Source organism: Okeania sp. SIO2C2, assembly GCF_010692625.1.
GTDB lineage: Bacteria > Cyanobacteriota > Cyanobacteriia > Cyanobacteriales > Microcoleaceae > Okeania > Okeania hirsuta.
This window is the reverse complement of the sequence record NZ_JAAHGM010000025.1, coordinates 40315-56027: the sequence shown is the minus strand read 5'-3', so window position 1 is coordinate 56027 and position 15713 is coordinate 40315. Positions and strand designations below refer to the sequence as shown.

Here is a 15713-nt window from a genome sequence, read left to right as displayed (position 1 = left end):
CAATTTCAGGATAAAACCGATGATTTTTTTGAATCATAAGTCTCTCAAATAATCTCATAAATCAAGGGGTTAAAATTATATGAGGAGCAGAGCATTTATTAATCTTTATTATGGTGATTTAGCCAGGGATTCTCAGCTACCTGCCGATTATACCATTAAACATAAAGCCTTTGAGTTATTAAATTTTTCAAATATTTAGTAGCTAGTGAGTACAATTTCACGAAGATATTTGACATTGTTTGACTACATAAGACTATATTTATGTACAACGTTTATTATACCATTAAATCTTGGGCAACTTCATTAGATTTCTTTGCTCTTCAAAGTTAAAATTTAATTTTGCTTTCTCTGACGATCGATTAGAGATAAATAAATTAACTTATGTGATAGATAACTTTTTTTATCTAACTAACAACCTACTCAAAAAAATATATAATCCACTTAATCTATTTTGATTCTAGACATTTTTAAATCTAAATTTTGACCAGGATAATCTGTCAGTTCCAAGGAAAGTTCTTTGGCATTATCTAATAATGCAACTGGAATCGTAATAATACCATAATATCTTCTACCATTGGGTGGTAATTCTCCTGGTAAATCTTCTGTACTTGCGCTGAGAGACCTTCCCTGGTCATCTGTAACATTCAAAAAACTGTACAGAAATCTTACAGCTCGGTCTCCTTCATTTTTTAAATTGACATCTAAAACTAGAGAATTACCCCATCGACGAACATCATTAACTTCTAGAGCTACTCCAGCGTCACTACTCACAATTGGAAAACTTTGCTGGGATTGATTTTCTTGAGAAGACTTTGCTTTGGCTTGTTTGTTCTGGGAGTCTTTTTTAGTAGTTTTTTCTTCAATTACTCCACCATTTCTGATAATATTTTTTACACTGGTAATAATTTTTTCCTCTTCTAACAAGACTAATCCTTCTTTGCGATTTGAACTGTCTCTAGCACCTGCTAAATTATTAGTGGGACGAGTATCTGGTTGAGTAATTCCTTTTAAAGCTTCCCTTCCTAGCTTAAACCCCCAAGAAGCACTACCCAAACCTGCACCAAACATTAGGGTTAGTAAGCTTAGAGTTAGCACAATACTAGAATTCATAGTTTTTTTATTTCTTAGGCATAATATTGTTTTCTGTTATGATATACTATGTTTTAGTATAAGTTTAAAAATATTTATGTCCAAAAACTTAACTTAACTCCAGAAACTATGTTATGATACGTTAGATTATTTGAGAAAAGTCCAAGCTAGCTTAATGTGATGATATAAAGGTAAACTTAGAAATAGGCGCCTTTGGCCGATTGGGGAGGCAGCGAGCTCATAATTCGCTTTCAGGCTGGTTCGATTCCAGCAGGGCGCATACAACTCTATCAAATTAATTCCTCGAAATATACTAAAATCTTTGCTGGTTAAAGGTTTTAGCATTTTATATCTGAAATGGAGCTAGAGGACTCCCGGTATAATATCCGATTTACCGGGAAATGAATCGCGACCAAACAAAAAATAAGCACTCCATTCAGATAGAATTATCGGGACTGGTGGTGGTGCATAGTAATGGTAAAGGAAGCACCGGGAGTTTGGGGGGATGGGGAGATGGGGAGATGGGGAGATGGGGAGTGTGGGAGATGAGGAGTGTGGGAGAAATTAAAAAATATGTATCCTACCATTACTATGCAGGACTATCTCGGGACTTAGGCAAATATAGATGGGCAGAGGCTTTTGCGTTAAAAAGACATAAATACTGAATTACTAAGGGTTCTAGCCATTTTTAAGGCATCGATGTAATTCCCTTGTCTAGACTGACTTTAACGCATTTTTCCTACTAGAAAATGCCTAAATACTACTAACTTCTTTGTAAATCAGGAAAAAAATCCATATCAGGACTTTGATATTTTTGACGGTGAAAATGGCTTTAAACTCAACAGTAGCAAAGAAAATACGTCAACAGGATAAAAATGGTTCTTTGGGTAGCATGACCCAGGAAAACCTAAGATATGTCAAGAAATAGCCTATTTTAACGTTAAAGCATTACCCAGCAAGATTTTAAGGCTTTTTTTAAGGCGTTTTTTGCTAAAGTCCCGATATATAGCAGTCGAAGCAAAAGTTAGGACACTAGACAGTGCAAAGTTCTGGGAATAACTATTGCTAGTCAAGGGTTTCACGGACTCAAGGTTAAAAATTCTCCATTCACAACAGTAGGTGCTGTAAACCTTTCCCAGTAACACTTTCAATCTTGAGAACCAACTGTTTTTTAGCAGAACTTTGTACTCTCCAGTTAAGACATATCAAAAGCTTAAAACTCAGACAACGCAAAATTTTTCCAACTTCAGTCCTTCCTTCTTTCTTCTGCTATGCAAGTATCAGCATTATTTATGATTACTATAATTATGACTTATTTAAACTTGTCCATGTCTTGAAGAAGTAGGTACAAATACTAAAATAATTAAAAATTATCAAAGATAAAATTAAACATTAGTTATTTAAAATAAAATTAGCAAAATTAGTTCAACATCCCTTTTTAAGGTGCAATTTAGGGCGAAAAAAGATGCAATCGCACCTCTATTTCCTACTCCTATATAAAAAGCTGAAAATCTTGATAGATAAACAATACAGCATTGATTGCTCAAAAGTAAAATTTAGTGTATTTTGGAATTAAGAATTTGGCTATGCCTAGAAGCTTAATAAAATGAATTGAGATAAATGGGATTGCAAAACAGAAATTGTAAATATAGGTAGAGTATATTAATGGCAATCAAGCTCAGAAAAAAATTGTCACATTCCAACTCCCTAAAAGGGCACAAAATTTATCATTCCTGAATAAGCTACAACGAATACTCAAACCCTTGAAATTCCAAGAAAACTATACTGGATAGTACGGTGACATTTTTATCCTTCCTGTTTGTTGAGCCAATCATAATCATCAGCAACCCAAAAGCATTTTTCGACTCCCTACTCCCTAACCGAAAATAATTTTGTGGTCTACTTAAATAGACATCTCCAAAAATCATCAGGCACTTGCTATAACTATCTTTACTGGAGCGATCGCCAGCTCCTCCAGAGCGTCATTTTTTACGCGTTTTACAGTATTATGCCAACTTGATAAATGTTTACTACAAAAAAAGCATATTTCTTAGGAGTCAGGAGTCAGGAATCAGGAGTCGTATGGGAATGGCTTTAATAGCAGTTTTTAAGTATGAATTTATCTTTTTAGCCCAAGAGACATCTCCTATAAAGTATTTTAATTGCCCTGATTATTCGTAACATTCTTTTTTTTAATAGTATTATAGACAGTCATTGTTAATTATTAAACATTTTTATCTAGTTTTTTATTACTATATTAGACATCTCCAAAAATACTCAAAGGCCTATCCTAACTATCTTTAGTGGAGAGATAGCGTACGCTTAACCGGAGGTTATCGCCACTCATGAAGGTAGTTAATTTGTACAGTTTTATGGTTATCAGAGATACTTCGTGTTACTAATATAAATATTTATTGTACTTTTATTTCTTATTTTAATCCCAATTTTTGAGGAGGTTTACTAATATAAATATGCCAATTATTAGTCTGACTAAACCACATATTGTTAAGATTACTTTTTGATAATTATTATCTTTTAATCTGAATCTTTCTCTAGGAACTCCAAATATTTTAATTAATCTTATTACATGTTCTACAAATATTATCTTTTTGGCTTTTTCTTGATTTTATTCTTTGATTTATGGTAGCATTTCTTTTGTTCTTGGTTTCTTTTTTGGTGTAGTTGTTCTTTCTACTCCTTCATCAGCTTTATCTCCTTGAAATTTTTTTTTTATCAAACTCCCATTCGTTGTTTTCTGAATATATTTACATCATTTACTAGACCTTTTTATCCTACTATTACATCTACTATTTCTTTTCCTGTCTTGAGTGCTTCTTACATTCGCCGTGCGACGGCGAATTAAGCACTCGCTTTTGGTGTCGTTATTATTTGATTTTTAAAAGTATGATTTTTCTTTTTTCCTGAGTAATATTTTTCTTGGTCTTTATATCACTTGGTCTTTCTCTACTTTGTTCTATACTATCTACAATTAATTCTAATTCTGTTAATATCTCCTTTACCAATTCCAATTCATTTTCTTTTTTTTTACTTGTTATAATCAGCTTGCTGGCAGTAATTCTCTGAGAATATCTATCTAGTAATGAAAAATATTATTAGCACTTGATTCACTTATACGAAAGTTGATTCCTAATGTTTGAAAACTTGGTATTTGATGTAAATAAAATAACGTTAAAATTATTTCTTATTCCTGAGTTAAATTCTTTTTTCTTCCTCCATCTGCTGTAATTAATCTTTTTTCTGTTTTGGCGTTGGCGGAGCCTAGCGGCAGCTACATCGCCTCTTTTTTTTCTGATTCTATTATTTGGGCATTTTCTATTAATTTTATTAGCTGTTTGTCAGTAATACCAATAATTCTTTTTGTTGATGAGTGGATGGTTATAAATATATTCTAAAATTGGATTCATTTGGGATACTACATACATAAATGGTTTTGATGATTTTACCTGATTTTCTATTTTGGAGATATCTATTGCTTCTAGTAGCTGAAATTTTGGTACATGATGCAAATAATATAACGTCAAAATTATTTCTTCCCCCTTGCTTAAAGACTTTTTTCTTGCTCCTCCTACCTTGATTAATATCTTTTCTTGACTAGCGTTAGCGTTAGCGATGCGGAGCATTATCGCCTGTCTTTTTTTTATTCAACTTTTTGAGCATTTTCTATTAATTTTATTAGTTGTTTATCTGTAATACCAATAATTTTTTTTGTTGATGAGTGGATGATTATAAATATATTCTAATACATTAGACTAATTGCCAAAAGTAATTATCTACTTAGGTAACACTTCAGTTATTAAGTAATTAAACTATCCTAATATTTTTTTTGCTAATTTGAGCATATTTAATATGAATTATTATTATTTTTACTTCTCCCCCACTCCCCCACTCCTATACTCCCATACTCAAGAAAATGTAGAAAAGTTTTTGAGAAATGGTGTTATTTATTTGGGGACAGCGTATATATAGCGCTGTGCGCAGGCAACAGGCAACAGGCAACAGGCAACAGGGGGAATAAAAATCTGATAATATAAGACTTTTAGCTATTGGACAGTTCTTGTAATTTGTAAATATGCCAGCGCACATTGCTATATAATTGGTCACTACAATTTTACCTTAATTTTGATTTTGGAGATGTCTAATGAAAAGCGCTGTAAAGATACATGATATAAATCAACATTTTGCTTCCTTTTATCTGAGGATATATTTTGATGATAAAAATAGGCAATTATAGTAGTTTAACTTAAAAATGAGACGTTTTTTCGTCTGAAACTCTCTCATAGCAAGAAAGCTTTGTCTCAATCTAAAGTAAATGACTATAATTTTGTGTGTCTACTAAATGCCTGGGCAAAAACTTACAGCGCTTTTCACTCGAGTAGACCAGAAGGTTAGTCATCTATTGTGGAATTCGCAGCCCTCGTTTCACCTACCACCTAACTTTTTAACTGTGGTTTACCCATCTAAAAACTGCCGTAGTTTCCATGCCGATGTCTATGGGTCGTGCTCATCTTTCATACTATCAATAGTTTTGATAATCTTTTCGTATTCTTGTCGCTTTCCTTGTTGTTGATAAATTTCTGCTGCTTTGTGTAAATCATCAAGAGCAGCTTGAAAGTTTCCTAATTTCATATATCCTTCACTACGAAAAGAATAAGCGTGACCTAGATTAGGATTAATATCTAAAGCACTGCTTTGATCCTTAACCGCTTGAGCATAGTCTTTTAACTTCATATAAATTAGCCCTCGGTTAATATAAGCGTCTATTTTTCTCGGATACAATTTTAATACTTCGTTATAGTCTAGAATAGCTTGCTGCAAATCTCCCATTTCACAGTGAATTAAGCCCAAATTATAGTAGGCTAAACCATAGTTGGGGTTGATTTTTAGCGCTGCTTGACAATCAGCGATCGCCTCAGAAAAGCTTCCTAATTTCAAACGAGCTAAACCTCGATTATTATAAGCAGGAACATAGTTGGGACCAATGCGAAGAGTCTCGCCAAACTCATCAATAGCTCCCTGAAAATCTCCTGTTTGAAAGCGAGCATTTCCGAGATTATTATGTGCTTCGGCATAGTTAGGATTAATTTGTAGAGCTATCTCAAAGTCTTTCATTGCGCCTTTTATATCTCCTAATCTAAATTTGGTAAAGCCTCGGTTATTATGACCTTCGGCATAGTTAGGATTAATTTGTAGAGCTGTTTCAAAGTCTTTCATTGCCCCTTTTATATTTCCCATTCTCAGACGTACAATGCCAAGGTCGTTATAAGCTTGATGATATTGGGAGTTGAGATGTATGGCGGTCTGAAAATCAGCGACTGCTCCAGGAAAATTTCCCAGACTTCGCTGAGTGTTACCTCGATGATAAAAAGCTTCTGCATTTTTGGGTTGAAGTTGTACTGCACGGTTTAAATCTTCTAGGGCGCCACGATGTTCTCCAAGATCGAAACGAACTATACCTCGTTTGATATAAGCATCCATATAGTTAGGATTAATTTGTATAACCTGGTTAAAATCTTTTAGGGAGCCATTGTTATCTCGCATCAAACGGCGAACTACAGCTCGGTTGTAAATGGCTTCAGGATGTTTAGGATTAAGTTTAATTGCTTCGTTGAAGTCGGCGATCGCTCCTTTTGTATCTTTCATGTCAAACTTAACAGCACCTCGTTGGGTATAAGCATCTACAACTTGAGGATTGAGTTTTAATAATGTGGTAAAATCATTAATTGCACCTTGCCTATCTCCCAGGGAACGACGGGCAATACCTCGATTATAGTAAGCTTCTATTTTTGTGGGATTAAATTTTATTGCTCGATCATAATCTGCGATGGCTCCTTGTGGGTCTCCTGCTTTAAAATGAACTACTCCTAAGTTATGGTAAATTTGAGAGTCTTGAGGATTAAATTTCAGAGCTTGAGAAAAAAAATCTATGGCTTGATTTAACTTGCCTAATTCTGCATAAGTTGCCCCTAAATTATGATAATTTTGGAGGTCTTTTGGTTCAAGTTTTAATGCTTTGTGAAAATTTGCTATTGCTGCCTTTAAGTTTCCCAATTGAGCCATTGCAATACCTTTGTTTTTGTAAAATTGATGATTATTTGGGTCTAGTATTATTGCTCGGTTATAGTTTTCTATAGCGCCAGTATTATCTCTTTTTTGTAGTTTAATTAGTCCTTGTTTATGTAGTTCGTTTACTCCTCGAAGGCGGCATTTTTTTGCTTTTTCTTCCATTCCTGCTATTTGATATTGAGTAATAGCTTTTTCCCATTGTTTTTTGTTTTCAAATTCTTTGGCTCTACACAATGCTGCTTTCTGAGGAATTTTGGCTAAGTCATATTTATCAGCAGCTTTAATCCATTGTTTTTTCTCTTCAAATTCAATAGCTTGGTATTCTGCTTTTTTTTCGGGAATATTCATTTTACAGCGTTTATAATTAGCAAAGTTTTCGAGTTCTTTCCATTTCTTTGCTGCTGCTAACCATTCTAAATTTACTTCTAAGTTGTAAGCTTCACAAATTTTTTGCCTCTGATTTTCTCCAATTTTTCCCCAACATTTTGCTGCTGATTGCCATTTTTTTAATTTCTCAAATAGTAGTGCTGCTTCTTGCCATTCTCTTAACTCAAGAAAAATTTTTGCTGCTTCATCATAAGCTTGTTTTTGAATTAATAATTTGGCTTGAGCTTGTTTTTCTAAAGTTAGATCGCCGGATTTAGTAAAACATTCTTTTGCTTGTTGATAGAATCCTGCTTTTAAATAATATTCCCCTTGTTTACGCCATATTTCTGAACTAGGATTTACTCGGTCGCTTCTTACTAATTCGGGAATTATTGACTGAAATAAACCTTGAAATTCTGGTTCTTGCCAGAGGGTACTAAGCTGTGATTCCCAAATATTTAATATTCTACTAGCACGGGTAATTGCTACATAAAGTAAGTTTAATTCTAGTTGAAATGCTGGTTTTTCTTTTTCTTTTATTAAGCCACCTCGTATGACTTTACCCCAAAGTTTTTTTGTAGGCTGAAAAAATTCTACGAGAAAAACTGTATCAAATTCTAATCCTTTGATTTCTTCAATTGTAAAAACAAAACTAGAATTTAGTTCAGCTCTAATTTTTTCTTTATCTGATTCTTGTCTGACTAAAATAGCATCACCAGGATATAAAGATGTTTCTTTTAATGTTTTTATTAATGTTTGATAATCTGCTGAAATCGTCCTAGCTAATTGACCCTTACTACTATTTGTCGTCGAATAATTTCCTTTAGGTTCTCCTAAGTATCGAGAGCGTAATTTTAGTAGTTTATTCGCTAAATTTACTAAACTTCCTACACTACGAAAATTAAACTTTAGGGTTTGTCTATCTACTTTTCTGTGAGGATAAAATTTATCTTTTAGTTTTTCCCATTGAAAACCACTAGGACTAATCATCTGATAAGAGTCTCCAGCAAAAAATAAATTTCCATTGGGATTAACTAACTTAAATAATAACTCTAATTGTATTTCTGTAAAATCTTGCACTTCATCACAAACAATCAGATCGTATTTTTCACTATGATTATTTTCAATCAATTTCAACACTTGTCTGACTAAATCTATTTCATCATATAATTTTTCTTTTTGAAGTTTTTTTTGATACCATCTTGCAATTTTATAGATTTCTCTACGATGTCTTTCCTCCAGACAAGTCATACTATTTTTACTGATTTCTTCGTAAGCTTTTTCAGACAAAATATCTTCTGTTATAGATAGTTGTTTTCCTTTAATAGCACTTCTAATTTCTTCCCACACTAAAGACGTTGAATATTGTTTTTTTCGAGGATGTGCCTTGTACATTTCCGAGAAAACTTGATAGTTTACTTCATTTTGAACGTAATATTCTTGATGATAGCTACTCAGAATTTCCAAACATAGTTCCTGAAGATTTTTAAACTCAAAAATTATTTGACTTATTTGATTATTTTCTGCTTTTTCTAATTCACTATCTGCGACTATTTTATAAAATTGTTCTTCTGCATTATTAACCAGCAAATTATTATAGGCTATATATAAACGTTTCCCTGAATTTTTATACTCTCTTTTTTGCAGCATTCTATATAATGCCACTGTGGTTTTGCCTGTACCAGCACTACCATTTAATAAAAGATTTCCTGAAAGTCTAGCAAGTTCATATTCTTCTGCTGTCAACTTTAAAGGTAAATCTGTATTTTGCTCAATAATTGCTTTTTGCCATTCCGTTTCTGACTCTAATACTCGCCACTGAATATTTCCTAACAATTCATCATCTGTAAAATCTGAATTAAGTTCTAACTCTAGAGCTTCTACTATGTCAATCTTTGTTTTTTCTGCTGCTGAATATTGATTATTTCCATCTGCGTAATTATCTAAATTTTTAAAGTCGCTAGTTTCTAAAACCACTTCCACTTCTTCTGTTTCTAACCATTCTGAATCAGGACTTTTATTCCTCGCTTTAGCACGTCGTGATACATCATCATGGTCTACACAAATATCTTGAATTACCAGATAAACTTGCGTCCTTCCTGTTTCTGGTTGCGATGACTTATTGTAGGTAAAAATTAAGCGACTAGCACTGTTAATTCTAGCTTCCCATACTCTTTTATTGATTCCCTTCAGCTTTTTAACCCGCAATCCACCATCAAATTTTTGCTGCTTCAGTTTTTTAATACATTCCCATACTTTTTTTTGTAAATTACTTTCCACATCTTTTCGGAGAAATTCAACTATATCAGGATGTAAAACAGCAGGCAGTAACATACATTGACTTTATTACTCTTCGATATTTATAATAATAAATAGTTTAACACAGTACTATTTTTCATGTAATCTACGAAAGTAGAAGAAGGAAGAAGGAAGAAGGAAGAAGGAAGAAGCAAAAAGTGGATTGGGACTCAAACCCCAACCAATTGTTAACACCCTCAGACGGTGGGGTATTAAACCCAAAATCAAAAGATAAATTACTATCTCTATTTGTTCATTTTCTACTGAGCGGAGAAGAGTAAAATTCTAATCTTATAGCGATCGACTCAATAGACCTCTTTGGAAAAAAGGGAGTAGGGAGTAGAGAGTAGGGAGTAGGGGGAAAGAATTGATAATTTCTACGGGATAATTGATTTGATTTTTTATTATTGGAGATGTTTAATAATCTCACAAATAATTGAACAATAAACAAAAAAAATAATCTGAAGTTCTTATCAGCTCAAGTTTTCAGACAATAAGTATTACTCAATAAATATTAGTTTTGACGATCGGATAAATGTATTAAATAGTACAGTAATATATATTTTTCTATGTTAAAGGCTGAAGAATTAAGAAAATGGTAAATAGCTAATTAGTCAAAGTGTTGGAATTCAATGAGCAAAGATAAGAAATTCAACTCAAAAATATCTTTAACTGGCAATGTTAAAATTATCAACTATAGCAATCCTAAATAAGTTGTGACAAATCAAAAAGTAGATAAAAAAACTGAAACTCCCACCTGTTCCCTGTTCCCTAAAAGCGGTAAGATTTTTATACACAAATAAAATAGAATTGCTATAGCTAAACTCAAATTCTTAAAAAGTATGACCTTTATTCTCACCAACGATGATGGAATTAATGCTCCTGGCATTAAAGCACTTTGGGAAGCTGTCAATAATGTCAATTTACCTTTAGCATCTTCTAAAAAAAGTATAATTGTCGCTCCTCAAGAACAATTATCTGGCTGTGGACATCAAGTTACGACTCAAGAACCAATTAATATCCAAACTCTGTCTGAGGTTGAGTATGCGATCGCCGGTACACCAGCAGATTGTACTAGAATTGCCCTAACACACATCGACAATAATGTCAAATGGGTACTTTCAGGTATTAACTCAGGGGGTAACATGGGTGTAGATGTCTACATATCTGGTACAGTAGCAGCAGTAAGGGAAGCAGCATTCCACAGAATTCCAGGAATCGCCCTTTCTCAATATCGTCAAGCAAAAAAACCTGTGAATTGGGAAAGAGTAACTCGTTTAGCAGAAATAGTATTAGCAGATTTACTCAACCGCCCCCTTGAACCAGGAGCTTTTTGGAATGTAAACTTTCCTTATTTAGAACCCGAAGCACCAGATCCAAAAATGGTATTTTGCACACCATCAACCCAACCATTACCAGTAGCTTATCAAATGGAAGGAGAAGATTTTTATTATACCGGAAAATATGGAGAACGCGACCGCACTCCTGGTACGGATGTAGATGTTTGCTTTGCTGGTAATATTGCGATTACCAAGATTCAACTTTAATCAACTATTAAACATTTATATTATGTCCGGTTGAATAGTTATAAATAACTAGAGAGAAGTCAGAAGTCAGTCCTCAGGAGTCAGTAGGGAAAAACAAGGAAGAAGAAGAAATGAAGGGGAAATAAGAAAGAAGAAGAGGAGAAAATTTTTTCATCACTAATTATCCGGACATGATAGTTATAGCTTGCTGATTAATTCTCAAAGGATTGATAGATAAAGGTAAGTGCCTTTTTAGAACAAAAAAAAGTGCAACAATATTTAAGCTGGAGCGACCAAAAAGTTAGCATTTTGAGCAGACAAGGGTAGAAAAATTCAAGGACAAAATATTCGACCACATCCTTTGTAATTCCTGTTTCTCCTGTCTCCTGTCTCCTGTCTCCTGACTCCTACCCTCACCCAAAGGCGTTGGTAAAGCGCGGGTATGATATTAATCTTAATTACTTAGGAGTCAACCCACCCCTAACCCCTCCCAGGAGGGGGAGGACCGATTCAGGAGGGAAGAAAGAAGAAGAAATAAGGAATAGAAGGAGAAAGTTTTTTGTTTGCACTCTTATCCGGACAATATATCATACCTCTTTTCACCAACACCGAATTTAATTTTGACTTTGCACAGACCTGATACCAGAAGGAGGAATTTGCTCAATATTAATCAAAGACTTAATGACCGACTTAACAATAGGAGCTGCCACCTTTCCCCCACTACCCTTAATAGGTTCATCAATAACCGCCAAAACCACATAACGGGGAGACTCCATTGGTAAAATACCAACAAAACTCGTAATCTTAGCCTTCTTAGAATAACCCCCAGTCTCAGAAGCTTTTTGAGCCGTACCAGTTTTACCCGCAATTCGATATCCACGAATTTTGGCTCTTTTACCAGTACCACTTTCAACCACCCTTTCCATCATTGCCAATACTTCTGTCGTAGTCTTAGAAGAAAACACCTGTCTAGGACTTGGCAAAGACAACTGCCAATATGGTTGTCCTTTACTATCAAACAAACCACGCATCACATGAGGCGTCACTAACTTACCCCCATTTGCTAAAGCTGCATTAAGCTGTGCTAGTTGTAGAGGAGTAAGAGAAAATCCCTGGCCAAAAGCAGTAGTAGCAGCTTCCACTGGTACCATTAAAAACTGGTTGCGGCCCTTTAAAATACTCGGTGCTTCAAAGGGAAGGTCTGTACCAGTAGTACCTCCTAATCCTAAGCGTTTAAGGCCATCATAGAAAACAGCTCGAGGCATTTGTTCAACAATTTTCACCATACCTACATTACTGGAGTGTTGAATAATCTCAGTCACAGTGCGTGCCCCACCGCTACCATCGGAGTTAAATATAGGCCAATTTCCGATGACTATTCTACCTGTGTCGTAAAATACACTATCTCCCTCAATTGCTCCTACTTCTAAAGCTAAGGCCACATTTACTGGTTTAAAAGTAGAACCTGGCTCATAAACATCTGTTACAGCCCAATTTTTGAATAGTGTTACGTCATAGTTATAGTATTGATTGGGGTCATAAGAAGGTTCTGATACTAGAGAGAGTATAGAACCATCATTAGCGTCCATCACTATCACAGTACCTCGTTTGGCCTCATACTCTTCTAATTGTTCTTTGAGGATAGTTCGTGTTGCTCGTTGCAAGCGAGAGTCAATAGTTAGATGCAAAGAAAGGTCATCTAACTGTAGAAAACCTGTAGTTAGTTTGTCTGGAACAAGAACACCTTTGATTAAGCGCCGAAATTGGATTTTTGGTACAGAGCGCTCTAAGAGATTTTGTTGGCTATATTCAATCCCAGCTTGACCTATACTTTCTCCATCTACATATCCTACTACTTCAGCAGCTAGTTCTTTTTGAGGATAAACACGTTGTGGATGTTGAATTAATTCTAAGCCATCAACAAATAAATTAGTAATTTTATCTGTAGTTTCTTGAGGTATGAAGTCGGCAACTTTTATACCTGTCTCTCTTTCATTGAACATTTGGAGTAGGTCATTTGAAGTTAGGGTTTTCTCTAAATTTGCTCCTTCTAAAATAGTTGATAATTGATAAGCAACTTCTTGTTTTGAACGATTAAAAATTTGGGGATGAGCATAGAGGGTATAGGCTATTTTATCAATTGCTAAAGTATTGCCATTTCTATCAACTATTGGGCGTCTGGGAACGAAAGGAATTGATTCTTCAGTTTGCTGGTGTTTTGCTTGTTCTTGTAATGCTTTGCCTCGCAACACTTGTAAGTAGAATAGGTTAATTATTAATCCTAATAAGCCAAGTATTAAAAGTACCCAGACCTGGTAAAGTCTAGATTTTTGACATTTTTCTGGTTTTTGGCGAGAGGGCATTGATAATAATTTTTGATGAGTATTTTTGACAGAATATGTTTCACTTTGAGACTTTTTATTTTTGAGTTTAGAACTAGATTGTTCTGTTTGTTTGTTTTTGAAATACTTACGACGAACTTGAGTATTTGAAGTATAGTTATAACCAGACATTTGAGTTATTTATTAATAATAATTAATCAGGAAAGAAGAAGCATTAATTTGTGGTTAAATCTCTAATTTAATGTAAGCAACTTTAAGAAGTGGGAGATTTAAACCCTTGCCTTCTTTAATTTTCTTCCTTTGAGTTAAATATTAACTAATTTAGTTGTTTGCTTGTTTGTGAAGCCATCAATGGTCAAAAAAATCTACAGATAGAGCGAAGAAGACTTATCCGTGGAGAAGGACAAATGCTTTCAGTCTTCCAAGAATGTTGATTAATTAATGGGGTAAAAGTATGGGTTCCACGAAACTGTTGATTTTCAAGTAATATTATGTCCGGTAATACCAATTATTAATACTAATGATCTGTTTAATTAGACTCTCAAATAAATGTCTATGACTAATACTAATACTCCGAAATGATGGACGATGTATTCCTACTTAGGAATAGAGTTATTCTGTATTTTCCAGAGTGCTCTGTATTCAACGGCCATGATACAAGGAAGCATTTATCAGTAAGCAAAGTATTGTTTGATTAAGTGCTTGAAGAAGTAGTAAGTAGTTGATAGTTGGTAGAGCTGAGAATGGGGTCAATGGTAATTCTCACCTCATCAACCCTATTAAAACTGCAGGTGATGGTGGGTTATTAAACCAATAAGGGAAAAGATCGAGCTTAGGTTTAAATCCTCACTGTCTACACAGCTCATAGTTTCAGGCAGGATTCAAATCCCCAAAAAGCATTCCGTAAGAAATGCTATTTAATATCCCACTGGTGTTTTGAGCAGATATTTATGACCAGAAGTAGATTCTAGATAAGGTTTAGGAGCATTAGGAGCAGGACGTGGAGGTGCTGGGTCTAAAAATATCCGCTTTACAGAATTTTGTGAAACTAAACCATTATCAGAATTTGAAGCTTGTTCAGCTATTTGATTTTTCAATAACTCATTAGCCACACTTATCTGTTGTTCTTTTTGTCTAAGTTTTTGTAATTTTTGATATTCTGTCGTCCATTTCGACTGACCATAAATTGTCCAGCCATAAATTGCTACACTGGTACTTGCTAATAATACTGTTACCATGGATGAAGTTAGTTGTGTCGCCATCAAAGATTTTAACCAGAGTGGTTTGGACTTAGGTAAGGATATGACTTGAGCCAAATTCTGTTCTTGAATTATTTGTGAGTCCCTACTATTTTCTGAAGCATAGCTACTATGAGATAAATTTTCTTCATACGTTAGTTTTTGTCGGCGAGCTGATTTTTTTGAGACGACAGACAAATTTGTTTTTGGGGACTTATTGTTTGGGGCTAAAAATGTACTTCTAACTGCAACCATATAATTTACCTATACTGACATCTAATTTATAAGCATACAAAATATAACAGTATCTAATTTTGAGTATATGTTTTAATTTCCCATTCAAATTTTAATTTGAATTTTTATATCTATCAGCTTCTAAGTTATTTGATTGATAGTTTTAGTTGTATTTCCTACCTTGACAATTATTGTAAAAGATTATCTATTATATCAGATTACTTTAATTGTATATGAAAAATTTTGAAGCTAAAACTTTTAAATAGCAATGTTAATATACCAATTTAGTTCTTATTTAATCGATCGTAATTTATTTTGAATAGCTATACAACATTTAGTCGTACAAATTAATATTAATCTTAGTTAATATTTTCCCAATTGTAATTAAACTGCAAAGTATCTATGCTGATTTAGATACAATTTCCCATCAAATTTAATTTTTTAATAGTCGATCGCATTTGTCATAAAATCCATTTAAATGTCCCAATAGTCACCGATTAAATAGACAAAAATTTAATTTAAAGGAAGAATAGATA

At 33.8% G+C, this 15713-nt stretch carries 8 protein-coding genes and 1 tRNA gene; 3 read left to right on the top strand and 6 right to left on the bottom strand.

Annotation, left to right across the window (positions count from 1 at the left end):
• Positions 1-441: 441 nt before the first annotated feature.
• Complete coding sequence (locus F6K18_RS20070) at positions 442-1110, bottom strand: hypothetical protein (protein WP_287523292.1); 669 nt, start codon at positions 1108-1110, stop codon at positions 442-444.
• Positions 1111-1296: 186 nt separating this feature from the next.
• Here F6K18_RS20070 and F6K18_RS20065 point away from each other — a divergent pair.
• Positions 1297-1369: transfer RNA gene (locus F6K18_RS20065), tRNA-Ile, on the top strand.
• Positions 1370-1490: 121 nt separating this feature from the next.
• Positions 1491-1754, top strand: a complete 264-nt coding sequence (locus F6K18_RS20060) for a hypothetical protein (RefSeq protein WP_287523289.1) — start codon at positions 1491-1493, stop codon at positions 1752-1754.
• A 2429-nt stretch (positions 1755-4183) separates the two neighbouring features.
• Here the strand turns inward: F6K18_RS20060 and F6K18_RS20055 are convergent.
• The 3 genes from F6K18_RS20055 to F6K18_RS20045 all read right to left on the bottom strand — a co-directional run bounded on the left by F6K18_RS20055 (position 4184) and on the right by F6K18_RS20045 (position 9873).
• On the bottom strand, positions 4184-4258 hold the full coding sequence (locus tag F6K18_RS20055) for a transposase family protein (protein WP_287275059.1): 75 nt from the start codon (positions 4256-4258) through the stop codon (positions 4184-4186).
• Positions 4259-4445: 187 nt separating this feature from the next.
• A complete protein-coding gene (locus F6K18_RS20050) occupies positions 4446-4730 on the bottom strand; it encodes a hypothetical protein (RefSeq protein WP_287523286.1) in 285 nt (94 codons plus the stop codon).
• Between the two features lie 868 nt (positions 4731-5598).
• Positions 5599-9873 carry a tetratricopeptide repeat protein gene (locus F6K18_RS20045; RefSeq protein WP_287523285.1) on the bottom strand — a complete coding sequence of 1425 codons (4275 nt, stop codon included), beginning with the start codon at positions 9871-9873 and terminating at the stop codon, positions 5599-5601.
• 806 nt (positions 9874-10679) lie between these two features.
• Between F6K18_RS20045 and surE the strand changes: the two genes are divergently transcribed.
• Positions 10680-11384, top strand: a complete 705-nt coding sequence (surE, locus tag F6K18_RS20040) for a 5'/3'-nucleotidase SurE (RefSeq protein ID WP_287523282.1) — start codon at positions 10680-10682, stop codon at positions 11382-11384.
• 593 nt (positions 11385-11977) lie between these two features.
• Here the strand turns inward: surE and F6K18_RS20035 are convergent.
• Both F6K18_RS20035 and F6K18_RS20030 read right to left on the bottom strand, forming a co-directional pair.
• On the bottom strand, positions 11978-13876 hold the full coding sequence (locus F6K18_RS20035; RefSeq protein ID WP_287523280.1) for a penicillin-binding protein 2: 1899 nt from the start codon (positions 13874-13876) through the stop codon (positions 11978-11980).
• A 746-nt stretch (positions 13877-14622) separates the two neighbouring features.
• Complete coding sequence (locus F6K18_RS20030; protein ID WP_287523279.1) at positions 14623-15198, bottom strand: hypothetical protein; 576 nt, start codon at positions 15196-15198, stop codon at positions 14623-14625.
• Positions 15199-15713 lie beyond the last annotated feature (515 nt).

Excerpts from the sequence above, each read along its gene's own strand:
- F6K18_RS20035 (WP_287523280.1), bottom strand. The coding sequence starts at position 13,876 with ATGTCTGGTTATAACTATACTTCAAATACTCAAGTTCGTCGTAAGTAT.
- F6K18_RS20030 (WP_287523279.1), bottom strand. The coding sequence starts at position 15,198 with ATGGTTGCAGTTAGAAGTACATTTTTAGCCCCAAACAATAAGTCCCCA.
- F6K18_RS20050 (WP_287523286.1), bottom strand. The coding sequence starts at position 4,730 with ATGCTCCGCATCGCTAACGCTAACGCTAGTCAAGAAAAGATATTAATC.
- F6K18_RS20060 (WP_287523289.1), top strand. The coding sequence starts at position 1,491 with ATGAATCGCGACCAAACAAAAAATAAGCACTCCATTCAGATAGAATTA.
- surE (WP_287523282.1), top strand. The coding sequence starts at position 10,680 with ATGACCTTTATTCTCACCAACGATGATGGAATTAATGCTCCTGGCATT.
- F6K18_RS20045 (WP_287523285.1), bottom strand. The coding sequence starts at position 9,873 with ATGTTACTGCCTGCTGTTTTACATCCTGATATAGTTGAATTTCTCCGA.
- F6K18_RS20070 (WP_287523292.1), bottom strand. The coding sequence starts at position 1,110 with ATGAATTCTAGTATTGTGCTAACTCTAAGCTTACTAACCCTAATGTTT.